Source organism: Lysinibacillus sp. NPDC096418, from assembly GCF_044762775.1.
Classification (GTDB): domain Bacteria; phylum Bacillota; class Bacilli; order Bacillales_A; family Planococcaceae; genus Lysinibacillus.
Window position 1 is genome coordinate 46,178 of record NZ_JBIWEY010000002.1, and the last position, 23,536, is coordinate 69,713.

The 23,536-nt window shown below is 38.6% G+C and carries 20 protein-coding genes, 1 pseudogene and 1 other annotated feature; of the genes and pseudogenes, 20 read left to right on the plus strand and 1 reads right to left on the minus strand.

Annotation, left to right across the window (positions count from 1 at the left end):
* The first annotated feature begins 247 nt into the window (after positions 1-247).
* The 10 genes from ACIQZG_RS02780 to ileS all read left to right on the plus strand — a co-directional run bounded on the left by ACIQZG_RS02780 (position 248) and on the right by ileS (position 9,385).
* The gene (locus tag ACIQZG_RS02780) at positions 248-1,081 is read left to right on the plus strand and encodes a sigma-E processing peptidase SpoIIGA (RefSeq protein ID WP_402753642.1); all 834 of its coding nucleotides are present in this window, start codon (positions 248-250) and stop codon (positions 1,079-1,081) included.
* A 13-nt stretch (positions 1,082-1,094) separates the two neighbouring features.
* Entirely contained in the window at positions 1,095-1,802 is a 708-nt protein-coding gene (gene sigE / locus ACIQZG_RS02785) for an RNA polymerase sporulation sigma factor SigE (RefSeq protein WP_402753643.1), read from the plus strand.
* A gap of 115 nt (positions 1,803-1,917) precedes the next feature.
* Positions 1,918-2,691, plus strand: coding sequence for an RNA polymerase sporulation sigma factor SigG (gene sigG / locus ACIQZG_RS02790; RefSeq protein WP_402753644.1), 774 nt, complete (start codon positions 1,918-1,920; stop codon positions 2,689-2,691).
* Positions 2,692-2,913: 222 nt separating this feature from the next.
* Positions 2,914-3,150, plus strand: a complete 237-nt coding sequence (locus ACIQZG_RS02795; protein WP_402753645.1) for a YlmC/YmxH family sporulation protein — start codon at positions 2,914-2,916, stop codon at positions 3,148-3,150.
* A gap of 136 nt (positions 3,151-3,286) precedes the next feature.
* Entirely contained in the window at positions 3,287-3,991 is a 705-nt protein-coding gene (locus ACIQZG_RS02800; RefSeq protein WP_402753646.1) for a YggS family pyridoxal phosphate-dependent enzyme, read from the plus strand.
* Entirely contained in the window at positions 3,975-4,466 is a 492-nt protein-coding gene (locus tag ACIQZG_RS02805) for a cell division protein SepF (protein WP_402753647.1), read from the plus strand. The genes ACIQZG_RS02800 and ACIQZG_RS02805 overlap by 17 nt, the downstream gene beginning before the upstream one ends.
* Before the next feature lie 21 nt (positions 4,467-4,487).
* Positions 4,488-4,760 (plus strand): YggT family protein, encoded by a 273-nt coding sequence (locus ACIQZG_RS02810; RefSeq protein WP_402753648.1) that lies wholly within the window; start codon positions 4,488-4,490, stop codon positions 4,758-4,760.
* A 68-nt stretch (positions 4,761-4,828) separates the two neighbouring features.
* A complete protein-coding gene (locus ACIQZG_RS02815) occupies positions 4,829-5,617 on the plus strand; it encodes a YlmH family RNA-binding protein (RefSeq protein WP_402753649.1) in 789 nt (262 codons plus the stop codon).
* 95 nt (positions 5,618-5,712) lie between these two features.
* The gene (locus tag ACIQZG_RS02820) at positions 5,713-6,237 is read left to right on the plus strand and encodes a DivIVA domain-containing protein (protein WP_402753650.1); all 525 of its coding nucleotides are present in this window, start codon (positions 5,713-5,715) and stop codon (positions 6,235-6,237) included.
* Positions 6,238-6,309: 72 nt separating this feature from the next.
* Positions 6,310-6,533, plus strand: a binding site (T-box leader).
* Between the two features lie 95 nt (positions 6,534-6,628).
* Positions 6,629-9,385, plus strand: a complete 2,757-nt coding sequence (gene ileS, locus ACIQZG_RS02825) for an isoleucine--tRNA ligase (RefSeq protein ID WP_402753651.1) — start codon at positions 6,629-6,631, stop codon at positions 9,383-9,385.
* A 65-nt stretch (positions 9,386-9,450) separates the two neighbouring features.
* On the opposite strand, the gene ACIQZG_RS02830 is transcribed toward ileS, so the two are convergent.
* The gene (locus tag ACIQZG_RS02830) at positions 9,451-10,683 is read right to left on the minus strand and encodes a helix-turn-helix domain-containing protein (RefSeq protein WP_402753652.1); all 1,233 of its coding nucleotides are present in this window, start codon (positions 10,681-10,683) and stop codon (positions 9,451-9,453) included.
* Between the two features lie 368 nt (positions 10,684-11,051).
* Here ACIQZG_RS02830 and ACIQZG_RS02835 point away from each other — a divergent pair, with 368 nt between their 5' ends.
* From ACIQZG_RS02835 to carB, 10 genes and pseudogenes are all read left to right on the plus strand, one after another.
* Positions 11,052-12,188: an FIST signal transduction protein gene (locus ACIQZG_RS02835; protein WP_402753653.1), complete on the plus strand. Its 1,137-nt coding sequence runs from the start codon at positions 11,052-11,054 to the stop codon at positions 12,186-12,188.
* Between the two features lie 469 nt (positions 12,189-12,657).
* Positions 12,658-13,188: pseudogene (locus ACIQZG_RS02840) on the plus strand (methyl-accepting chemotaxis protein); the annotation flags it as partial.
* A 173-nt stretch (positions 13,189-13,361) separates the two neighbouring features.
* Complete coding sequence (lspA, locus tag ACIQZG_RS02845) at positions 13,362-13,841, plus strand: signal peptidase II (RefSeq protein ID WP_402753654.1); 480 nt, start codon at positions 13,362-13,364, stop codon at positions 13,839-13,841.
* Positions 13,838-14,743, plus strand: coding sequence for an RluA family pseudouridine synthase (locus ACIQZG_RS02850; RefSeq protein ID WP_402753655.1), 906 nt, complete (start codon positions 13,838-13,840; stop codon positions 14,741-14,743). The genes lspA and ACIQZG_RS02850 overlap by 4 nt, the downstream gene beginning before the upstream one ends.
* A 246-nt stretch (positions 14,744-14,989) precedes the next feature.
* A complete protein-coding gene (gene pyrR / locus ACIQZG_RS02855) occupies positions 14,990-15,532 on the plus strand; it encodes a bifunctional pyr operon transcriptional regulator/uracil phosphoribosyltransferase PyrR (RefSeq protein WP_402753656.1) in 543 nt (180 codons plus the stop codon).
* Positions 15,533-15,552: 20 nt separating this feature from the next.
* Entirely contained in the window at positions 15,553-16,881 is a 1,329-nt protein-coding gene (locus ACIQZG_RS02860; RefSeq protein ID WP_402753657.1) for a solute carrier family 23 protein, read from the plus strand.
* 207 nt (positions 16,882-17,088) lie between these two features.
* Complete coding sequence (locus ACIQZG_RS02865) at positions 17,089-17,967, plus strand: aspartate carbamoyltransferase catalytic subunit (RefSeq protein ID WP_402753658.1); 879 nt, start codon at positions 17,089-17,091, stop codon at positions 17,965-17,967.
* Position 17,968: 1 nt separating this feature from the next.
* A complete protein-coding gene (locus ACIQZG_RS02870; protein ID WP_402753659.1) occupies positions 17,969-19,246 on the plus strand; it encodes a dihydroorotase in 1,278 nt (425 codons plus the stop codon).
* Positions 19,246-20,346 carry a glutamine-hydrolyzing carbamoyl-phosphate synthase small subunit gene (gene carA / locus ACIQZG_RS02875; RefSeq protein ID WP_402753660.1) on the plus strand — a complete coding sequence of 367 codons (1,101 nt, stop codon included), beginning with the start codon at positions 19,246-19,248 and terminating at the stop codon, positions 20,344-20,346. The genes ACIQZG_RS02870 and carA overlap by 1 nt, the downstream gene beginning before the upstream one ends.
* A complete protein-coding gene (gene carB, locus ACIQZG_RS02880; RefSeq protein ID WP_402753661.1) occupies positions 20,339-23,536 on the plus strand; it encodes a carbamoyl-phosphate synthase large subunit in 3,198 nt (1,065 codons plus the stop codon). Before carA ends, carB begins: the two co-directional genes overlap by 8 nt.

Here is a 23,536-nt window from a genome sequence, read left to right on the forward strand (position 1 = left end):
AAATTTATCGTTAATCATTTAGCTCTCTATGAAGATTTAACGGATATAAGTTTATTTATAGATTGTAGCCCGGAGCGGAAATCCACTTTTTTATTAGTAGGGTTGGATAAAATCGGTTAGTTGGTAGGTCTGTTTTAAAATGTAAGGAAAGCAGATTTTTTGTCAAAATGTTTTTCAAAATCGATGCTACTGTTTGACAATATTTGTGTAAGTCGCGTGCTAAATTAGTAATTAGGAGGCGGCTGTTATGTATGGAGAATGGCTGGTGCTCATTAATACGCTTTATAATCTGGCGATACTTACGTTTGCAGCAAAGGTGACCGGAGTTCATGTAAAGAATAAGAGACTATTGATGAGTTCGATTTGTAGTAGTTTCATAGCTGTTGTAGGTGGACAGACGCTAATGATTACGTTGTTGAGTTTTATTGTACTAATTGGTATTGCTTTTCGTTTTAAAGTACGTAGCTTTCAAAAGCAAGGACCTATCGTATTGACGGCAACGGTCATTGTGGGAGGGCTATTAACAGCATTACAACCGTACTTAAGTAACCTTTCTGTCATTCATTTCATTTTGATTTGCTTTTTGTTAGCAGTCGGCAATTTGCTTGTTTTTTATAAACAATGGGGATTTGTAAAGCTCGAACGTTTCAGTGGTCAATTTGTCTACGAGACGACTTTAAAGATTTTTGGTGAAACGATTCCACTTTCGGCATTTGTCGATACAGGGAATCAATGTATTGAACCACTATCTGGAAAACCAGTCCACTTTGTATCGTATACAGCTTTGCGCCCAAATATACCGACATCTATAAAAAAAGCGTTAGCAGAATGGCAAGAAACAGATCCGTATAATGTGTCGATGTTTTCGCCAGATTACCAGCGGATTATACGATTTATTCATGTCAATACGGTACAGCAACAGACGATTGTACTTGGTTTTCGCTTTGATGAATTGCATATCAAAGGGGAATCATCTCAAGTGAAAACAAATGAATATATCGTTTTGACAAAAAAAGCGAAAAATTTTCCACATAGCACAGCAGCGATATTACATTTTTCAGCGCTTTCAAATCAATCATAGAGGGGGAAAACTATTGCTTCTTAGGCTACTTGCTAGCTTGAAAAAAATATGGGGTAAGTTTCGTAGTAGTGAGACGTACTATATAGGGGGTAACGATTCATTGCCAGTGCCATTAAGTCGAGAAGAAGAAGTGTCGGTGATTGCATCCTTTATGAACGGGGATTTACGAGCAAGAGATACACTAATTGAACGCAACTTGCGTCTTGTTGTCTATATTGCGAGACGTTTTGATAATACAGGAACTCCGATAGAAGATTTAATAAGTATCGGATCGATTGGCCTTATAAAAGCAATTGAAACGTTTAATACTGATAAAAACATTAAGCTAGCTACTTATGCATCTCGTTGTATTGAAAATGAAATTTTAATGCATCTGCGCAAGACGAGCCGTATGAAAGGTGAAGTTTCACTAGATGAGCCACTAAATTCCGATGCGGATGGAAATGAGCTACTACTGTCGGATATTTTAGGGACAGAAGAGCATATTATTTTAGACAATGTTGAGAAAAAAATTGAGCGTCAGCATATGTTCCATGCGATTAATTTACTTGGACAGCGCGAGCGTTACATCATGGAATGTCGTTTTGGTTTAAATGGGAAAATTGAAATGACACAAAAAGAAGTAGCTGATCATTTAGGTATTTCACAGTCTTATATTTCTCGTTTAGAGAAGAAAATTATTCAAGATTTACGAGAAAATTTAAATCAACCAATTTCGTGAGCAGGAAATATTGCCCTACCTGAAATTGGCTAAGACTTTTGTGCATATTCTTATTTCTTCAGGACAAACTGATTTCACGGTTTAAGTCAGAGAACAACATCCGGAGGAATCGAATATGCGAACAAAAGTAGATCTTTGCGGCTTAGATACATCGACTTTGCCAATATTAAAACATGAGGAAATGAAGGAACTCTTCATTCGCTTACAAGCAGGAGAAACCGAGATTAGGGAAGAGCTTGTCATGTGTAATTTAAGATTGGTGCTCAGTATTGTTGGGAGATTTGCCTATAGGGGAGAACAGGCAGATGATTTGTTTCAAGTAGGTAGCATTGGGCTTATGAAAGCCATCGATCATTTCGATTTGAAGCATAATGTAAGATTTTCAACATATGCTGTACCAATGATTATTGGTGAAATTCGTCGCCATTTACGTGACCATCATGCGTTACGAGTTTCTCGTTCATTGCGAGATATTGCCTATAAAGCTATGCAGGCAAAAGAGCAATGGATTACAGATAATTTACGTGAGCCAACGATAGAGGAAATAGCTGAAATGATTGATATGAAAAAGGAAGATGTCTTGTTTGCTTTAGATGCTATTCAAGACCCAGTATCATTGCAAGAGCCAATATATGCAGATGGTGGTGATGCAGTCTATATGATGGATCAACTTCGTGATGATGCTGTATCAGAAGATCAGTGGGTTGCCTATGTATCGGTGAAAGAGAGCATGCAAAAATTAGATGTACGTCAACAAATGATTCTAGCGAAGCGTTTCTATTTTGGCGAAACTCAAACAGAAATTGCGAAGGAACTTGGCATATCACAAGCGCAAATTTCACGCTTAGAAAAAAATGCAATTGAAACAATGCAAAAAGATTATAAGTAACTAGACAATGCGCACCTGAGATTTCGGTGCGCATTTTATCTTCATTTAGCTTTAAATTAGCGTCTCTAAAGGAATGTGGTTTTATCTTTATTCAGCGGGTGTCTAAACGTCCGCTGAATAAAGATAAAGCCCTCAAGGATGATATAAGATGCTACTTTGTTGCTGAAAGCTTAGCGGCACATCTAATTATGCCGAGGTGTAAAAGATTTAGGGGGGATATTGATGCGTTTTTCTGTTTTACAACAAAAGGAAGTAATTGAAGCGGGCAATGGGCGATTTTTGGGCTTTGTGGTGGATGCAGAAGTTTCAAAAGAAACTGGTTATGTGACAGCCTTTATGATTGCAGAACCTCGCAAATATCTTGGTTTTTTTAGAGGAGAAGAGTCTATTAAAAAAGTTTTCATGAAAGATGTACTTGTCGTAGGCAAAGATGTTATTTTAGTCAAGTCACTCTCTTAGATGTCTAGGCATTTGTACCGATTGGGTATACTAAGTAAGTAATTATGCTTTTGCTAATAGGTCAGGCTATTTATTGATAAATGAAGCATTGCTTGTTACAATGTAGAAAACTAATGTTGTAAAGTTGGGAAAAATAGTGACTAAAATTTCAACAAATTTAACAAAAATTAATGAGCAAATTATAGCAGCACAAAAACAAGCGCATCGTGAAGGGGATAATATACACATTATTGCTGTTACGAAAGAAGTCTCTGTGGAAAGAACACAGGAAGCGATTGTTGCAGGGCTAACACATTTAGGCGAAAATAGACCTGAAGGCTTAAACAACAAAATCCAAGCTATTAATGAACCAGTACACTGGCATTATATTGGTTCTTTACAAACAAGAAAAGTAAAACAGGTTATTAATCAGATTGATTATTTACATTCGTTAGATCGATTAAGCCTAGCAGAAGAAATAGAGAAAAGAGCAATAGAACCTGTGAAATGTTTTGTTCAAGTAAATGTTTCAGGTGAGGAATCTAAGCATGGCTTAAATGCTACGGAAGCTGTATCATTTATTGAATCTTTAAAGGACTTTACGAAAATTCAAGTAGTTGGATTAATGACAATGGCGCCAAATACAGAGGATGAATCGGTAATTCGCTCTGTTTTTAAGCAATTAAAACAATGTCAACAGCAAATAGCCGTTCAAGGATTAGCACACGCACCTTGTACCGAGTTATCTATGGGCATGTCAAATGACTTCCAAATTGCGGTAGAGGAAGGAGCTACATTCGTTCGAGTTGGCACGGCTCTTGTTGGAAATGAAAGAGGGGAACAGGATGAGCATGAAAAATAAAATTAAAAATTTCTTTTATCTCGAAGAAGAAATAGAAGAAGAAATCACGCAGGCTCCTATTCAACAGCAAGTACAACAGCAGCAACCACTACAAGCAGTGAAGTCAAAAAAAATGATGAAGGAACGTAAAGCTCCGATTCATGAAGTGGTGCCACAAAATAACGTACCGAATAACAATATTGTTAGCATTCAAGCGGCAATGTCTTCTAAAGGTTCTAAAGTGGTATTAGTAGAGCCAAGAATCTATGCAGAGGCGCAGGATATTGCGGAAAACTTAAAAAATAAGCGTGCTACAATCGTAAACTTACAACGTATTGATCGTGAGCAAGGAGTTCGTATAATCGATTTTTTAAGTGGAACTGTTTATGCACTTGGTGGCGACATACAACGTATTGGTAAAGATATCTTTCTTTGTACGCCGGATAATGTAGAGGTATCTGGTGAAATTTCTAATTTTATTATTGACGATAACTAATGAGCGAGGATTGTAGGATATATGATTCAAATTATAAATCTAATAGGTATGGCATTCAATGCTTATTCACTAATGTTAATAGCCTATATTTTAATGTCTTGGGTACCAGCTGCCCAAAATTCAGCAATTGGTCGTATGCTTGAAAAAGTATGTGAGCCATATTTGGGAGTTTTTAGGAAATTCATACCACCGATTGGGATGATTGATATATCTCCAATTGTAGCAATCTTCTTGTTGAATTATATTCATCGGGGACTTATTATTGTAATTGGAAAAATTTACTTTTTGTTCTAGTTGAAAATCCTCACTAATTGGTGGGGGTTTTTTATTTGTTTAGGAAGAGATAAAAGGGGTGGCACTATTTGGAACATTTAATTCAACATTTTAGAAAAGATGAACAACCTTTCATTGAACAAGTTATCAGTTGGCAACGTGAAGTAGAAGATCGCTATGCTCCAAAGTTAACAGATTTTCTAGATCCGAGACAACGATTCATTGTGGCATCTATTTTGGGGCAAACGGATGAATTACAAACAGTGAGTGCGGGGGCGTTTGAAGATGCTGAACGGCAGCGAATGCTTATTTTTCCGTCATATTTTGAGCCACAGGAAGATGACTTTCAACTGACTGTGTACACCATTCAATATCCATCTAAATTTGTACAACTTCGTCATCCAGATGTGCTAGGCGCTTTACTGTCACTTGGTTTGGATCGTGCTAAATTCGGCGATATTCGTGTGAATGAGCACCAAGTACAATTTGTAGTTGCACAAGAGGTGGCCGATTACGTCCGATTACATTTAACTGGTATTGGTAAAGTGAAGGTGCATATAGAATTTATTAAAGAAACAGAACAGCTTATTCTAAATGAAGATGAATGGCTAGAAGAATCACATACAGTATCTTCTATGCGTTTAGACGTTATTTTAGCTACCGTACTAAACGTGTCCCGCCAGAAGGCTCAAGCGTTGATTACAGGGAATAAAGTGCGTGTAAACTGGACAGAACGTGATACAGTGGCGTTTGAATTACAGGAGGGCGATATTTTATCGGTTAGAGGGAGCGGCCGTGTGAAAGTAATTATGACAGAAGGTCGAACAAAAAAGGATAAAATTCGACTTCAAATTGGTCGATTGACACAAAAAAGCTAAAAAACTTGTGAATTTCATTTATTTTTACTGCGAAGTTGTTAGAAGAAATGTATAATAGTGAGTACGAATGTTAATGTAAAGGAGAGAAGGATCGTATGCCATTATCACCTATTGATATACATAATAAGGAGTTTACGAAATCTTTCAGAGGTTATGCAGAAGATGAAGTAAATGAATTTTTAGATCAAATCATTAAAGACTATGAAATATTGCTACGTGAAAAGAAGGAAGCCGAAAAGCAATTAGAAGCAGCTCTAGAACAAACAAGATATTTCAATTCTTTAGAAGAGACGTTACAAAAATCGATTGTTGTAGCTCAAGAAGCAGCTGATGAAGTACGTCGGAATTCTCAAAAAGAGGCAAAATTGATAGTCAAAGAAGCAGAAAAAAATGCTGATCGTATTGTCAATGAAGCATTAACGAAAGCTCGAAAAGTTACAATAGAGATTGACGAGCTAAAAAAACAATCAAAAGTTTTCCGCAACCGTTTCAAAATGTTAGTGGAAGCACAGCTGGATTTATTAAATACGGATGATTGGGAACATTTGCTACAGTACGATATTGACTTAACAGAGATTCAATCTTCTGTTGAAGGTGCACAGGAGTCAGGCAAAGTATAAGTAGTTAATTTCACTTGACGATAGGCACTGATTTTCATATACTTTGTAAAAGTAGTTATTATATATTGCATAATACAGGCAGAGACGGAAACAGTATTTGTTAGCTGTAGTGTTAGCGATTTGGGGATAGTGCGAGCCCAAACAAGCAAATAACAAAGAAAATCATTCCTGAGCTAAATAACTGAACTAACAGTAAGTTATTTCGTGGCGCACGACGTTAATGTGCTTTCAAGAGGTAGTATACTTATATACTGCAACTAGGGTGGTACCGCGAGTTCAAGCTTCTCGTCCCTTTTTTAGGGATTGAGAGGCTTTTTTATTTGTTTGAAACCCTTTGAAGTAGTGCATGAATGCCTCAATAATCTGTAGGAAATTGAAGGAGGAATACTAAATGGTAGAGTATAAAGAAACATTATTAATGCCAAAAACAGATTTCCCAATGCGTGGAAACTTACCGGCTAATGAACCGAAAATGCAAGAAAAATGGAATGGGATGGACATTAACAAATTACAAATGGAGCGTACAGCAGATCGTCCAGAGTTTGTTTTACATGATGGCCCTCCATACGCAAATGGGGACATCCATATCGGGCATGCTTTAAACAAAGTTCTTAAAGATATGATTACTCGTCATCGTTCAATGACTGGCTATCATGTGAATTACATTCCTGGTTGGGATACACATGGTTTACCAATCGAGCAAGCATTAACAAACAAAGGCGTAAAACGTAAAGAAATGTCTATCGCAGATTTCCGTCAACTTTGCGAAGAGTATGCATACGAACAAATCGATCGTCAACGCACACAGTTCCGTCGTCTAGGTGTTCGCGGTGACTGGGAAAATCCTTATATTACATTAAAGCCTGAATTTGAAGCGCGTCAAATCGAAGTATTTGGACGTATGGCTGAAAAAGGTTACATTTACAAAGGTCTGAAACCAGTATACTGGTCACCATCTTCTGAGTCAGCACTTGCTGAAGCAGAGATTGAATATCAAGATGTAAAATCAGCTTCAATCTATGTTAGCTTTGCGATTAAAGATGCAAAAGGCGTAGTACCAGCAGATGCGAAATTCATCATCTGGACAACAACACCTTGGACATTACCAGCAAACTTAGGGATTTCATTAAACCCTGAATTCACATATGTTGTTGTTGCGGTAGAAGATAAAAAGTTCATCATCGCTAAAGATTTATTAGAAACAGTTTCGACTGCACTTGAGTGGACGTCATATGAAATCGTACAAGAAGTAAAAGGCCAAGAAATGGACCGCATTGTTGCGCAGCATCCATTCTATGACCGTGAATCATTAGTTATGGTTGGTGAGCACGTAACAGCTGAAGCTGGTACTGGTTGTGTTCATACTGCACCAGGACACGGTGAAGACGACTACAATATCGGTAAATTATATGATTTACCAGTACTTAGCCCAGTAGATAATCGTGGCTGCTACACAGATGAAGCACCTGGCTTTGAAGGTGTGTTCTACAATGATGCCAATAAAATGGTTACAGCTAAATTAGAAGAAGTAGGTGCACTTGAGAAGTTAAGCTTCTTTACGCACTCTTACCCACATGACTGGCGTACGAAGAAACCAGTAATTTACCGTGCAACACCACAATGGTTCGCTTCTATTGATGCTTTCCGTGATGAGCTACTTGCTGCGGTTAAAGATACAACATTTACACCAACGTGGGGTGAAACTCGTCTTTACAACATGATTCGTGACCGAGGAGATTGGGTAATTTCTCGTCAACGTGCATGGGGTGTGCCGATTCCAATTTTCTACGCAGAAAATGGTGAACCAATCATTACACCTGAAACGATTACGCATATTTCTGCATTATTCCGTGAGCACGGTTCGAATATATGGTTCCAAAAAACAGCGAAGGAATTACTTCCTGAAGGCTTTACTCATGAGGGTAGTCCGAACGGTGAATTCACTAAAGAAAATGATATTATGGACGTTTGGTTTGACTCGGGTTCTTCACACCAAGGTGTGTTAGTAGAGCGTGGCATGAAATATCCTGCTGACCTTTACTTAGAAGGCTCTGACCAGTACCGTGGTTGGTTCAACTCTTCACTGATTACAAGTGTTGCAATCAACGGTCACGCACCATATAAAGGCTTATTATCTCATGGTTTCGTATTAGACGGCGATGGTCGCAAAATGAGTAAATCTTTAGGGAATGTCATCATTCCTGAAAAAGTAATGAACCAATACGGTGCAGATATTCTACGTCTTTGGGTAGCATCTGTTGACTACACAGCTGACGTTCGTATTTCAATGGATATGCTAAAACAGGTGTCTGAAGTATATCGTAAAATTCGTAACACATTCCGTTTCTTACACGGAAACGTTTCAGATTTCAATCCACAGACGGATCGCGTAGCATATGCTGATTTACGTGAGATGGATCAGTATGTATATATGCGACTACAAGATGTGCTTAAAACGGTACGTGCTGCATATGATCGTTATGATTTCGCAGCAGTCTATCACGCGGTAAACAACTTTGTAGCTCTTGAATTGTCTTCGTTCTACTTAGATATCGCAAAAGATGTTGTGTATATCGAAGGACATGACAATAAAGACCGTCGTGCAATGCAAACTGTGATGCATGATACATTAATGACATTATTAAAGGTTATGACACCAATCATCCCACATACTACGGATGAAATGTGGTCTTACTTAGATGTTGAAGAAGCATCTGTTCAATTAACGGACTTCCCAGAAGTAGTTGAACAAGCAAACTTCGAAAGCCTACGTGCGAAATGGGACAACATCATCGCTGTCCGTAATGATATCTTAAAGGCACTTGAAGAGGCTCGTAATGCAAAAACAATTGGTAAATCTTTAGAAGCAAAAATTACGGTTTATGCAAAAGAAGATATCGTGGCACTTTTAAGTGATGCTAATATTGACTTTGCGCAGCTTTCAATCGTGTCTGCTTTTGAAGTAGCTCCACTTGACGCAGCTCCAGCAGAAGCGTTGGCACTTGAGCACGTTTCAATTGTAGTTGAAAAAGCAACAGGTGAGAAATGTGAACGTTGCTGGTCAATTTCTGAAACAGTAGGCTCACATGCAGAACACGCAACAGTTTGTGCGCGTTGTGCAGAAGTAGTAGAGAAATATTACGCTTAATATTAGATAGCGAATTTATTTAAATAAAAATGAGCAGCCGGATGATTACAACGGCTGCTCATTTTTTATTTGAACAATATTTCTTTGGTATTGCGGTATTCGCTCGGGCTAATACCTACATGCTTTTTAAAGGTTAGGCTGTAATAATTAGATGTATTAAACCCTGAACTAGTGGAGATTTTATCAATGGTATAATCATATTTTCGTAAAAATGGTAATGTTTTGAGAATACGTGTAAATGCAACATAATCAACGAAATTACGACCTGTCTCTTTTTTAAACAAGCGGCTAAAATGGGCAGGACTAAAGTTAATATAGTTGGCTACATCACATAACACAAGTTGTTCATCGTAATGCTCTTCGATGTAAGTTATTGCTTTTTGTAGCTGTTCATTTTTAGTTAAGTCTTCATAAAATCGCACGTTAAGATTATCGACGGATGGTTTTTTTCGTGCTTTTCTTGCCTGACTATAGGATTGATAGACTTGCATTGGTTGTTGGTAAACATCACCGATCCCCATAAATAAAAAGATGTTGTAATCTCTTTTTAACACTTCAATAACTTCTAGTAAACATGCTAATCCTTCTGACCAATGCCTAAAGGATGTGTAATCAGAAGACATGCGCATAAGTAGTAATAAATAACGTTCAAAATTTAAAAAAGAGATGGATGCTTTATTTGCAAAGTGATTCCTAAAAACGTTAGTAATGATACTTGCAGCGTCAATGTCTTTAGGGTGATTTTCGTCAATAACCCTATAGCCTTGAATTAAAAACACAATATTCGGAATATTATCGACCGATAAAAAGGAAGAAGCTTCAATAATTTCTTGTTCGTTTTCAATTTCACCACGAATAAGTCGTCTCAAAAATGCTTCACGGAATGGTGAAGTATGATCTTGCGGAATTTGTTGAGACAATTCATACATAGTCAGCTTAGGAGTCTGTTTTTCATGAAGAGATGCATAAAGTTTTTTCACGATACGCAAAAATTTAGTCTTATGTAGCGGTTTAATTAAAAGAGCTTGCAAACTAAGTTCAATCGCGATACTAGTAGAATAAGTTAAGTGTTGTGCAACAATAGGAATAATAATGTTATTAGGATAATTTCTATGCAAACGATTTAGCTTAACCCAGTCAAACAAGTAGTTTATTTCATATACGATAATTGTCGTTTTGTTTGCTGGTGGGACTTCACATTCAACAAAAGTATTTGGAAGAAACTCCTCTAACCATGCCGTCATACACTTTTTATCAACCGGATTTTCAATTTTCCACGCAATGCTTAAAATGATCAACAGCCCCTTCCTTATATAATTATATGAAAACGCCCTATAAAAATATTTTAACTTAAAATAGTGTTTTTTTGTACTAATACAGCAATATTTTGTAACATTTTTATTCTAAATATGAAATAAAATAGAAGTTATGAGTGAAGGAAGAGGATTTTCAAACATTATATATACATAGCAAAAGTATAGGAAGGCATGATGATATAAGGTTCGGAGTAATAATATGTGCTTTTTTAAATAATAAGTAAAACAGCTACGATTCTTTTACAAAAAACTAAAGATTTGATTTTCATTAAAGGGGCAAAAGGATTTCGTGTTATAATTTAGGGGAAGATTTAGTAATATTATCTATAAGAAATAGGTAGGTGAACCTTATGCAGCACATACAATCGGCATTATCGACGATACGTGATACATCACAGGCATTCCAAGAAGTTAGTGCTCAGTTGCATTCAAATCCTGTGCTTATTCTTTTTTTTACAAGCACCATCCATTCTTTTGAACAATTGACTGTATTATTTCAAGATAAATATCAAAATTGCGAAGTTGTTGGTGTAACAACGACGGGTGAAATTGGTCCACAAGGATTTGCTGACGATAGTTTAAGTGCACAAAGCTTTGGGCAGGAGTTTGGACGAGTAGAGGCTTTACTTTTGGAAAATATCGAAAAATATCCTGTATTTGATCGCAATAAACTATTACATAGTGTGAAGAAATTAGATATTCGTGTAGAGAACGAGCAAATTGACAATGAAGGATTAGCACTTATTTTTCCGACAGGCTTAGTTGCTGGTGAGGAAAAAATGCTTTCCGTTGTAAATTCAATTTTTCATTATGACGGCTTTCCTATATTCGGTGGAACAGCCGGTGATGATGCTAAATTTGTGCAAACTTTAGTGAGTTTAAATGGTCAGCTATCTTCAAAGGGCGGTATTGTAGTTTTCATTAAGCCTAATCTAGATTTTCACATACAAAAAGAAAACATTTTTACAAGTACCGGCATTTCGCTAAAAATTACGAAGGCGGATGCTGAAAAACGGATCGTTTATGAAATTAATCATGAGCCAGCTACGAGAGCTTATGCAAAAGCATTAGGGGTAAGTGAGCCACAATTGCCTCAATATTTTATGACGAATCCTCTCGGTCGACGCTTTAATGAGGAAATATTAATTGCTTCCCCATTCCGTGTCGAAGCTAATAGTGCACTGGCGTTTTATTGCCAAGTATTCCAGGATGCAGTAGTAGAACTGTTAGAGCCAAAGGACCCTGTCATAACTCTGCAAAAGACACTTGCTGAATTCACATCTCAGTTTGACAAACTAGAAGGTGTACTGGCGTGTAATTGTATTTTACGGAAATTACAGTTTCAAGAGCAGCGTTTATTTCCGGCATTAAATAATCAGCTAAGCCAATTGCCAAATCTATCAGGATTTTGTAGCTATGGAGAACAGTTGAACAAATCTTTAATTAACCAAACCTTATTATTAATTGGCTTTGGCAAGCGAGGATAGGAGAACAAACATGCTAAAACAATTATTTATGCGCACAAAAGATGAACAAACTGTAGAGGCATTAAAACAGGAAATTGAAGGTTTAACAACTGAAGAACAGGATATGATTTTAACCGGTATGTTTGATTTGATCTCTCTGTTAACGACTGCCAACGATAAAAATGCCAAGGGTGATAGCTTTTTTATTGAACGTATTACGGGTATTAAGGAATCATTAGCAGTACAGCACCAGGATTTGCAACATTCAAATGAAGGTGCGATGAGAATTGTAAGTGAAGCTGAGCGTGTCCATGAAATAACAAATGCTGTAGAAACACAAGGCAAAGATAACATTCGTTTAGTTGTTGAAGGTAATGATAATATGAACAAGCTCTTCGCGCAAATGGAGAAAGTGATGGATGTGTTCAAAGGCTTTGAACAATCCATGCAGGAAGTCCAAACGGAAACGGGCAATATTATGGCTTTTACAAAAATGATCAGTGATATTGCTGACCAAACAAATCTTCTAGCACTTAATGCTTCAATTGAGGCTGCACGAGCAGGTGAACATGGTAAAGGCTTTGCGGTAGTGGCGGATGAAGTCCGGAAACTAGCGGAGCAAAGTAAAGATGCACTTGTACATATTCGTTCTAAGGTAACAGAAATAGTTGACCGCATGGAACAACTTTCTATAACAATGAAGCAAGAAGCGTTAATTGTTGGTGAAACTCAAGACATGACGACGTATACGAAAGCATTCTTTGAGAAAATCGAACAATCTGAGCAGGCGCTTTTTACCAATATGTCTGCCATTCAACAGGCAACAGATCAAACGATGACAGAGGTGGTTGCTTTCCAAAAGCAACTTATGGCAATTATTGAAGCGACAAAAGTGTCCATTGAAGGGATTAATGAACTTTATACGTTTTCACAAGATAAATTTTATAATGCCAATGACATTACATCGTATATTGCACAACTGTATTATTTAGCAGAAGCAGTACGTCAGCAGCGCTTATAACTTTATTTCCACTACAGCACTCGTACATTCAGAGGGCGCTTGAATTCGTCTAGTGACGGACAATTCAGGCGCCCTATTAGCGTTTTCACCATATTTTCATGTACTATTAGTTATTCCTGTATGTTCTCTTATGGTAGAATAGATAAGATATCGTGCAAACGGAGGAATGGCTTGTGTATAAATATTATGGATTGGCCGCTTTTGCTATACTTTTAGATCAATGGACAAAATGGCTAATTGTGAAAAATATGGATTATGGGGAACGCATTTCAGTATGGGACCCGTGGTTAGGTATCTTGTCTCATCGTAATAGAGGCGCTGCATGGGGCATGTTAGAAGGTCAAATGTGGTTGTTTTCGATTGTGACAGTTGGGGTGATTATTGCCATCATTTACTTCTATCATAAAGAGGCAAAGGGTAAACCGATTTTCCAAGTAGGTTTAATGCTGCTATTGGGCGGTGCAATAGGGAACTTTATTGATCGATTATTTAGAGGTGAAGTAGTCGATTTTGTGGACGTATTAATCCCGGTTATTAATTATCATTTCCCTATTTTTAATATTGCAGATGCAGCATTAACGATTGCGGTAGTCGTATTAATGATTGGTTTAATCATTGAGGATAAAAAAGAAAAGAAACAGGTGGAACAATGACAGTAGTAACATATACAATGGAAGAACAACAGCAGGGAGAGCGCATTGATAAGGCAGTCTCGGGCGTACAAACAGAATGGTCACGTACACAAATTGGCAACTGGATTACTGAAGGTATTGTCAAAGTGAATGGTGAAATAGTAAAAGCGAAGTATAAAGTAAAAGCAGGCGATGTCGTAGAAATCACTGTACCAGAAGCGGAGCCTCTAGACGTAATAGCAGAAAATTTAGATCTTGATATCGTTTATGAGGATGCAGATGTATTAGTCGTTAATAAGCCAAAAGGTATGGTTGTCCATCCTGCACCAGGTCATTTAACAGGTACACTTGTAAACGGCTTAATGTACCACTGTAAAGATTTATCGGGCATTAATGGTATTATGCGACCAGGAATCGTCCACCGTATCGATAAGGATACATCGGGTCTATTGATGGTTGCTAAAAATGATGTGGCGCATGAATCGTTAGTCGATCAGCTTGTGAAAAAGACGGTAACACGCAAATATACAGCACTTGTACACGGGCATATTGCACATGATAAAGGTACGATTGAAGCACCAATTGGCCGTGACCAAAAAGATCGTCAAAGACAAGCAGTAGTGGATAATGGTAAGCATGCTGTAACGCACTTCCAGGTTACCGAACGTTTCGGTGATTTTACGTTAGTAGAGTGTCGTTTAGAAACAGGGCGTACACACCAAATTCGTGTGCATATGAAGTATATCGGCTTCCCACTTGTCGGTGATCCAAAATATGGTCCGAAAAAGACGATTGATTTTGGTGGACAAGTGTTACATGCAGGTGTTTTAGGATTTGTACACCCTGTTTCAGGCGAATATTTAGAGTTTGAAGCACCACTTCCTGCTGATTATGTGCAATTAATTGATGAACTGCGAAAATAATCGTTGACGAATATGGACATAAGGTCTATAATAACGACAGTGAATGAATAATTTAACTTAATATTCACCTTTAATGGCAGTCCAGAGAGGCTGAGAAGGTACATGTGATAGTGTTGAAAGAAATTTGTGCTGCAAATTCTTCCAACGCGCTTATTAGACACGTATATAACCCTCTCAAGCCATGCGCTTCGAGAGGTTTTTTTATGGACACATGACCAAACTAAGAGGAGAGAGGAGGAGTCAAACATGACAAAAAACGAGTTATTAGATGGACCTTCGATGACGAGAGCGTTGACTCGTATTGCACATGAAATTATTGAACGAAATAAAGGAATTGACGAATGCATTTTAGTTGGTATTAAAACACGTGGAGCTTATTTAGCCAAACGCCTAGCTGAGCGCATCGAAAAAATCGAAGGAAAGCCAATCCGTACAGGTGAATTAGACATTACATTGTACCGAGATGATTTATCGATGAAGCATGATAATGAACAAGCACATGTAGAACAAGTAGATATCAACTATGTGGTTGCAAATCAGAAAATTATTTTAGTTGATGATGTATTATACACGGGACGTACTGTAAGAGCAGCATTAGACGCGGTGATGGATTTAGGCAGACCTTCGCAAATTCAATTAGCAGTTTTAATCGACAGAGGTCATCGTGAATTACCGATTCGAGCAGATTACGTTGGAAAGAATGTTCCAACATCTGGTGCAGAACGAATCGTTGTACATCTGCAAGAAGTAGACGGAGAAGATTGCGTCACAATTTATAAAGAAGACTAAACATGAGGAGACGAAGTTAAATGTCAAAGGCAGTTTTAGACATCAATGAAAAACCAACATCGGTCCAATGGGTCACATTGAGTTTCCAGCACATGTTTGCCATGTTTGGTTCCACAATTTTAGTACCACAACTTGTTGGGCTAAGTCCAGCAATAGCCTTACTTACAAGCGGGATTGCAACACTTGTATTCTTATTAGTTACACAGTTTAAAGTACCTGCTTACTTAGGCTCATCATTTGCCTTTATTTCACCAATGTTGATTGCCTCAAACGGTTTAAAGGATGGTGTAAGTGTAAGCCCTGGAAATGCGATGATAGGCGCAATGGCAGTTGGCTTAGTGTACGGTATAGTATCCTTATTAATTTGGAAAACGGGTTATAAGTGGTTGATGCGCTTGCTACCACCAATCGTAGTAGCGCCAGTCATTATCGTAATCGGTTTAGGTTTATCAGGTACTGCAGTAAATATGGCGATGAATATCAATGTAGAGCAGCTGAATGCGACAACGGGAGTTGTTGAAGTAGTATCGCAATACAGTGCTTTACACTTCTCAGCAGCTTTAGTCACTCTATTCTCAGCAATTATTTTCACAGTGTACTTCAAAAACATTCTAAGTGCGATGCCGATTCTTATGGGTCTAATCGTTGGCTATATTTATTCAGTCATCATTGGAATTGTTGACTTCACACCGGTAAAGGAAGCAGCATTATTTGCTTTACCAGACTTCTTAATTCCAGGGGTAGATTATGAAATTAATATAACAGCTAAGATTTTACTAGCAATGGTACCGATTGTCATCGTAACAATCTCAGAACACATCGGTCACCAATTAGTTTTGGGGAAAGTTGTGAATCGAAATTATGTAAAAGATCCAGGTCTTCACCGCTCAATATTAGGAGATGGCTTAGGAACATTAGTGAGTGCCTTTATCGGAGGACCACCAAAAACAACTTACGGTGAAAATATCGGTGTATTAGCAATCACACGTGTTTACTCTGTGTATGTCATCATGGGAGCGGCAATTATTGCGATTGTTGTGTCATTCTTCGGGAAAGCAATGGCGTTAATCGCAACAATTCCAACAGCGGTTCTTGGTGGTATTTCAATCTTACTATTCGGTATCATCGCATCTAGTGGTTTACGTATGCTTGTTGAAAACAACGTAGATTTCGGGAATAATCGTAACATGGTTATCGCATCTGTTATTCTAGTAGTAGGAATCGGTGGTGCAGCATTAAGATTTACTGAATCGTTTGCCATTGAAGGAATGGCGTTAGCTGCCATTATCGGAGTTATTTTAAACTTACTATTACCAGGCCGTGATAAAGAAGTTGCGGACTATGATTAACTAAATAAGTAGTACCTTTTAAAGAATTGTCCAGAGAGGCAGAGAAAGGGAAGATGTAGACTAGTAGAAAGGAAGAATAACATTCTTTCTTCAACTCGTCACGCCTCCTTATGCCTCGCTGATGACATCAGCGGGGCTTTTTTATAACAATTATAGTAGAACGTCATACATAGGCGTTCATGACACACAACCTAATGGAGGTACATGATGAAGAACTTATTATCGATGGAACATTTAACTAACGAAGAAATTAACCACATCTTAGATCGTGCGCAGGCTTTTGAAAATGGAGAAGCATCATCGTTATCTCGCACATACAACGTCGCAAACTTATTTTTTGAACCGAGTACACGTACGAAGACGAGTTTTGAAATGGCAGAGCGCAAAATCGGCTGTACGGTCATTCCTTTTGATGCAGGCTTCTCGAGCATGACTAAGGGTGAAACGATGTACGATACGGTAAAGACATTAGAAATGATAGGCATGGATGCAGTAATTATTCGAGCGAAAGAAGATGAATATTACAACGAGCTTCTAGAAGGCATAAACGTTGCTGTTATTAACGCTGGAGATGGCGCTGGCCAACATCCGTCACAATCTCTACTAGATCTTTACACAATCAAAAAAGAATTCGGTTCCTTTAAGGGGTTAAATGTTACAATCGCAGGAGATATATCGCATAGTCGTGTTGCTAAATCTAACGCAACTGCACTACAGCGTTTAGGTGCAAATGTAAGATTCCTTTGTCCAGAAGATTGGGCAGGCGAGTTTGAGGCGCATCATTCTTGGGATGGATTAATCGATACGAGCGATGTCATCATGTTACTACGTGTGCAACATGAACGTCATAAAGTGAATAAAAGCTTTTCGAAAGAAAGCTATCACGAAGAGTTTGGCTTAACAATTGAACGCGAAAAGCAAATGAAAGAATCTGCAATTATTATGCATCCTGCTCCGGTTAACCGAGATGTTGAAATAGCATCTGAGTTAGTAGAATGCGAACGTTCTAGAATTTTTGATCAAGTACGCAATGGTGTTTTCACACGTATGGCAATTGTTGAAACGATTTTAAAGGAGAGAAACTAACATGAAAAAAATACTTCAAAATGTTCGAATTGTAAATGAACAAAGTGAATTAGAAACAGTAAATGTAGCTATCGAGAATGGGAAAATCGCAGCAATTGGCGCAGATGTAACACTAGATGGCGCAGAAATAATTGAAGGTAATGGAAACTTATTATCACCAGGCTTTGTTGATGTACATACACATTTACGCGAGCCAGGCTTTGAGCATAAAGAAACGATTGCAACAGGCACAGCTTCAGCAGCTAAGGGTGGTTTCACAACAATATGTGCAATGCCAAATACTAAACCAGTACCAGATTCAGTGGAAAACATGCAACTAATCAATGGTCTAATCAAAGAAAGTGCAGTTGTACGTGTGCTACCATATGGTTCCCTTACAAAAGATATCTCTGGTGAAGTTCGCACAAGTATCGAAGAGTTAAAGGGACAAGGCGCTGTTGCATTCTCGGATGACGGTGTTGGTATCCAACTTGCATCAACAATGTATGAGCAAATGAAGGAAGCTGCGAAACATGATGTAGTCGTTGTTGCACACTGTGAAGATAATTCGCTTATCTATGACGGCGTGATGCACGAAGGAACACGAAATGTAGAACTTGGTTTACCTGGTATTCCGTCAATTTGTGAGTCAGTCCAAATTGCGCGCGATGTTCTACTTGCAGAAGCAGCGGGTGCTCGCTATCACGTATGCCACGTATCAACGAAGGAATCTGTACGTGCAGTGCGTGATGCAAAAGCAGCAGGTATCCGTGTAACTGCAGAAGTTTGCCCACATCATCTTCTATTAGAAGAAATGGATATTCCATCAGATGATGCAAACTGGAAGATGAATCCCCCATTACGTGCAAAAGATGATAAAGATTCGTTACATGCAGCATTATTGGATGGCACAATCGATTGTATCGCAACAGATCACGCACCACACACAGAAGAAGAAAAATGCTGTGGTATGGTCGGCGCTCCATTCGGTATTGTAGGGTTCGAGACAGCATTCCCATTGCTTTACACACAATTTGTAGAAACAGGTAAATGGACTTTAAAACAATTAATCGATTGGATGTCTGTCAAAGCAGCACAAATTTTCGATCTGCCATACGGAACACTTGAAGTTGGCGCATCAGCAGATATGATTCTGATTGATTTAAATAAAGAACAAACTATTGATGCAGAAGGTTTTGTATCAAAAGGCCGTAACACACCATTTAATGGTTGGGTAGCTAAAGGCTGGCCAGTAGTTACAATTTTCGAAGGCAATATCGTATACCAGGAGGCAGAGTAATGAAAAAACGTTTACTTATTTTAGAAGATGGTACAGTATTCACAGGCACAGCGTTCGGTAGCGAGCGAGCATCACAAGGTGAAGTTGTATTCACAACAGGTATGACAGGCTACCAAGAAACTATATCAGATCCTTCATTTTATGGACAAATCGTAACATTAACATATCCGTTAGTTGGTAACTACGGTATTAACCGTGACGACTTCGAATCAATCACACCAGCAATCCGTGGTTTCGTAGTACGTGAACTTGCAAAAACACCTTCAAACTTCCGTTGTGATTTAACGCTAGATGCGTATTTAACATCAAAAGACATCCCTGGGATTGAAGGTATCGATACACGTAAATTAACACGTATTATCCGTAGCAAAGGTTCAGTAAAAGCAATTTTAACAGCAGCGGATGAAGAAGTGAATGTAGAAGAAATCGTTGTGAAATTACAAGCTACTCCAGTGATTACACACCATGTCCGCGAAGTATCACCAAAAGCAGCATATCCATCACCAGGACGTGGCAAACGTGTTGTTGTGATTGACTACGGTATGAAACACGGGATTTTACGTGAATTAAATAAACGTGATTGTGACGTACTTGTTGTACCTTACAACACTTCTGCAGAAGACATTTTAGCATGGCATCCAGATGGCATTATGCTGTCAAACGGTCCTGGTAACCCAGAAGATGTAGAGGAAGGCATCGAAACTGTGCGCAATTTAATCGGAAAAGTTCCAATGTTCGGTATTTGCCTAGGTCACCAAATCTTCTCTCTAGCAAGTGGTGCAAAAGCATTCAAATTACCATTCGGTCACCGTGGAGGTAACCACCCTGTAAAAGATTTACGTACAGGTCGCACAGATTTAACATCTCAAAATCATGGCTATGCAATCGACATCGATTCATTAAAAGATACAGATTTAGAGTTAACACATGTCGCTTTAAACGACGGTACTTGTGAAGGGGTTCGTCATAAGAAATACCCAATCTTCACGGTTCAGTATCACCCTGAAGCATCACCAGGTCCAGAAGATTCAAACCACTTATTCGACGAATTTATCGAAATGATGGAAGTAGAAGCAGGGAAGGGGAAACAACATGCCTAAACGTACAGATATAGAAACTATTTTAGTAATCGGGTCAGGCCCAATCGTAATCGGACAAGCAGCAGAATTTGACTACGCAGGAACACAAGCTTGTCTTTCATTAAAAGAAGAAGGCTACCGCGTTATTTTAATCAACTCAAACCCTGCAACAATCATGACAGATACAGAGATTGCCGACAAAGTATACATCGAGCCAATTACGCTTGAATTCGTATCACGTATTCTTCGTAAAGAACGTCCAGATGCTATCCTACCAACTCTTGGTGGACAAACAGGATTAAATATGGCAATCGAGTTAGACGAATCAGGTATCTTAAACGAATTGAACATCGAAATTTTAGGAACAAAATTAGATGCAATTCATAAAGCAGAAGACCGTGATTTATTCCGTAACTTAATGTTTGAGCTAGGTGCTCCAGTACCTGAATCAGACATTATTCATAACATGGAAGAAGCAAAAGCGTTAGTAGCACGTATCGGCTACCCAGTAATCGTACGTCCAGCATTCACACTTGGTGGTACAGGTGGCGGGATTTGCTACAATGACCAAGACCTAGAGGAAATCGTAACATCAGGGTTAAAATATTCTCCAGTAACACAATGTTTACTAGAAAAATCAATTGCTGGCTATAAAGAAATTGAATATGAAGTAATGCGTGACGCAGCAGATAACGCAATCGTTGTATGTAACATGGAAAACTTTGACCCAGTAGGTATTCACACAGGTGACTCGATTGTAGTGGCACCAACACAAACACTTTCTGACCGTGAAAACCAAATGCTGCGTAATATTTCATTAGATATTATTCGCGCATTAAAAATCGAAGGTGGCTGTAACGTACAGTTAGCATTAGATCCATATAGCTTCCAATACTATGTAATCGAAGTAAACCCACGTGTATCACGTTCATCAGCATTAGCATCTAAAGCAACGGGTTACCCAATCGCGAAGCTTGCTGCTAAAATCGCTGTAGGTCTTACACTAGATGAAATTAAAAACCCAGTAACAGGTTCAACATACGCTTGTTTTGAACCAGCACTTGACTACATTGTTGCTAAAATCCCACGTTGGCCATTCGATAAATTCGAATCAGCTAAACGTAATCTTGGTACACAAATGAAAGCTACTGGTGAGGTTATGGCTCTTGGTCGTACGTTTGAGGAAGCAATGCTAAAAGCCGTGCGTTCTCTAGAAACAGGTCAAGTTCACATCGAATTGAAACATGCGGAAGATAACTCGGATGCTTGGATTGAAAAACGTATCCGTAAAGCTGGGGATGAGCGCTTATTCTTCATCGGAGAAGCACTTCGTCGTGGTGTAACGATTGAGCAAATTCATGAATGGTCGGCAATCGATTTATTCTTCTTAAATAAACTTAAAAATATCGTGGACATGGAGCAAACACTTTCAGACAATAAAAACGATAAAGACGTATTACGCACTGCTAAACGTCTAGGCTTCGCAGATAAAAAAATCGCAGAACTATGGGAAACGACTCCTGAAGAAGTATACGCATTCCGTAAAGAGACTGGTATTATTCCAGTGTACAAAATGGTAGATACATGTGCAGCAGAATTCGAATCAGAAACACCATACTTCTATGGCACATACGAAGAAGAAAATGAATCTATCAAATCTGATAAACCATCAGTAGTTGTTCTAGGTTCAGGTCCAATCCGTATCGGTCAAGGGGTTGAGTTCGACTATGCAACAGTACACTCTGTATGGGCAATCCAAGAAGCAGGTTACGAAGCAATCATCATCAACTCAAATCCGGAAACAGTTTCAACAGACTTCTCAATTTCCGATAAATTATACTTCGAGCCATTAACAATCGAAGACGTAATGCACATCATTGATCTTGAGCAACCAATCGGTGTTGTTGTACAGTTCGGTGGCCAAACAGCGATTAACCTTGCTGATAAGTTAGAAGCGAACGGCGTAAAAATTCTTGGTACAACACTAGAAGATATCGACCGTGCGGAAAACCGTGATAAATTCGAGCAAGCATTACACGAAATCGGCATTCCACAACCACTTGGTAAAACAGCTACTTCGGCTGAAGAAGCACTAGTAATCGGGAAAGAAATTGGCTTCCCAGTACTTGTTCGCCCTTCTTACGTACTTGGTGGACGTGCAATGGAAATCGTTTATAACGAGGAAGAACTACAACACTATATGGAAAATGCAGTAGAAGCATCTCCCGATCACCCAGTACTTGTAGACCGTTACTTAACAGGTAATGAGATTGAAGTAGACGCAATTTGCGACGGTGAAAACGTGTTAATCCCAGGTATTATGGAACATATTGAACGCGCAGGGGTTCACTCTGGTGACTCAATTTCTGTCTACCCACCACAAAAATTAACACAAGCACAAAAAGATACATTAGTAGACTATACAACTCGCTTAGCAAAAGGTCTTGGCATAGTAGGTCTAATGAACATCCAGTATGTAATCTCAAAAGGTGAAGTATTCGTGATCGAAGTAAACCCACGTTCTTCACGTACAGTACCATTCTTAAGTAAAATTACAAACATCCCGATGGCTAACATTGCTACAAAAGCAATTCTAGGCACGTCAATTGTAGAACAAGGTTACCCAACAGGATTAGCAGCTGAGCAACCTGGTGTGTTTGTAAAAGTACCAGTATTCTCATTCGCGAAATTACGCCGTGTTGACATTACACTTGGCCCTGAAATGAAATCTACGGGGGAAGTAATGGGTAAAGATTCAACGCTGGAGAAGGCTCTATACAAAGGGTTAGTAGCAGCAGGAATGGAAGTACGCACAGAAGGTACAGTATTATTCACGGTGTCTGATAAAGATAAAGAAGAAGCAATTGCATTAGCAAAACGCTTCTCAACAGTAGGCTACCGTATCGTAGCGACAGAAGGTACAGCGAGAAGTTTCGAGGAAGCTGGCGTACGTACAGATATAGTTGGCAAAATCGGTGCAAAAGGCACAACATTACTAGATATGATCCAAAACGGTGAAGCACAGCTTGTTGTTAACACGCTTACGAAAGGCAAACAACCAGCACGTGATGGCTTCCGTATCCGACGCGAATCAGTAGAAAACGGCGTACCTTGTTTAACTTCACTAGATACAGCTGAAGCAATGCTTCGTGTTATCGAGTCAATGACATTCACTGCAGAACAAATGCCAAAAGCGGAGGTAGTACACTAA

Excerpts from the sequence above, each read along its gene's own strand:
- ACIQZG_RS02780 (WP_402753642.1), top strand. The coding sequence starts at position 248 with ATGTATGGAGAATGGCTGGTGCTCATTAATACGCTTTATAATCTGGCG.
- sigG (WP_402753644.1), top strand. The coding sequence starts at position 1,918 with ATGCGAACAAAAGTAGATCTTTGCGGCTTAGATACATCGACTTTGCCA.
- ACIQZG_RS02795 (WP_402753645.1), top strand. The coding sequence starts at position 2,914 with ATGCGTTTTTCTGTTTTACAACAAAAGGAAGTAATTGAAGCGGGCAAT.
- ACIQZG_RS02805 (WP_402753647.1), top strand. The coding sequence starts at position 3,975 with ATGAGCATGAAAAATAAAATTAAAAATTTCTTTTATCTCGAAGAAGAA.
- ACIQZG_RS02810 (WP_402753648.1), top strand. The coding sequence starts at position 4,488 with ATGATTCAAATTATAAATCTAATAGGTATGGCATTCAATGCTTATTCA.
- ACIQZG_RS02820 (WP_402753650.1), top strand. The coding sequence starts at position 5,713 with ATGCCATTATCACCTATTGATATACATAATAAGGAGTTTACGAAATCT.
- ileS (WP_402753651.1), top strand. The coding sequence starts at position 6,629 with ATGGTAGAGTATAAAGAAACATTATTAATGCCAAAAACAGATTTCCCA.
- ACIQZG_RS02835 (WP_402753653.1), top strand. The coding sequence starts at position 11,052 with ATGCAGCACATACAATCGGCATTATCGACGATACGTGATACATCACAG.
- ACIQZG_RS02850 (WP_402753655.1), top strand. The coding sequence starts at position 13,838 with ATGACAGTAGTAACATATACAATGGAAGAACAACAGCAGGGAGAGCGC.
- pyrR (WP_402753656.1), top strand. The coding sequence starts at position 14,990 with ATGACAAAAAACGAGTTATTAGATGGACCTTCGATGACGAGAGCGTTG.
- ACIQZG_RS02860 (WP_402753657.1), top strand. The coding sequence starts at position 15,553 with ATGTCAAAGGCAGTTTTAGACATCAATGAAAAACCAACATCGGTCCAA.
- ACIQZG_RS02865 (WP_402753658.1), top strand. The coding sequence starts at position 17,089 with ATGAAGAACTTATTATCGATGGAACATTTAACTAACGAAGAAATTAAC.
- ACIQZG_RS02870 (WP_402753659.1), top strand. The coding sequence starts at position 17,969 with ATGAAAAAAATACTTCAAAATGTTCGAATTGTAAATGAACAAAGTGAA.
- carA (WP_402753660.1), top strand. The coding sequence starts at position 19,246 with ATGAAAAAACGTTTACTTATTTTAGAAGATGGTACAGTATTCACAGGC.
- carB (WP_402753661.1), top strand. The coding sequence starts at position 20,339 with ATGCCTAAACGTACAGATATAGAAACTATTTTAGTAATCGGGTCAGGC.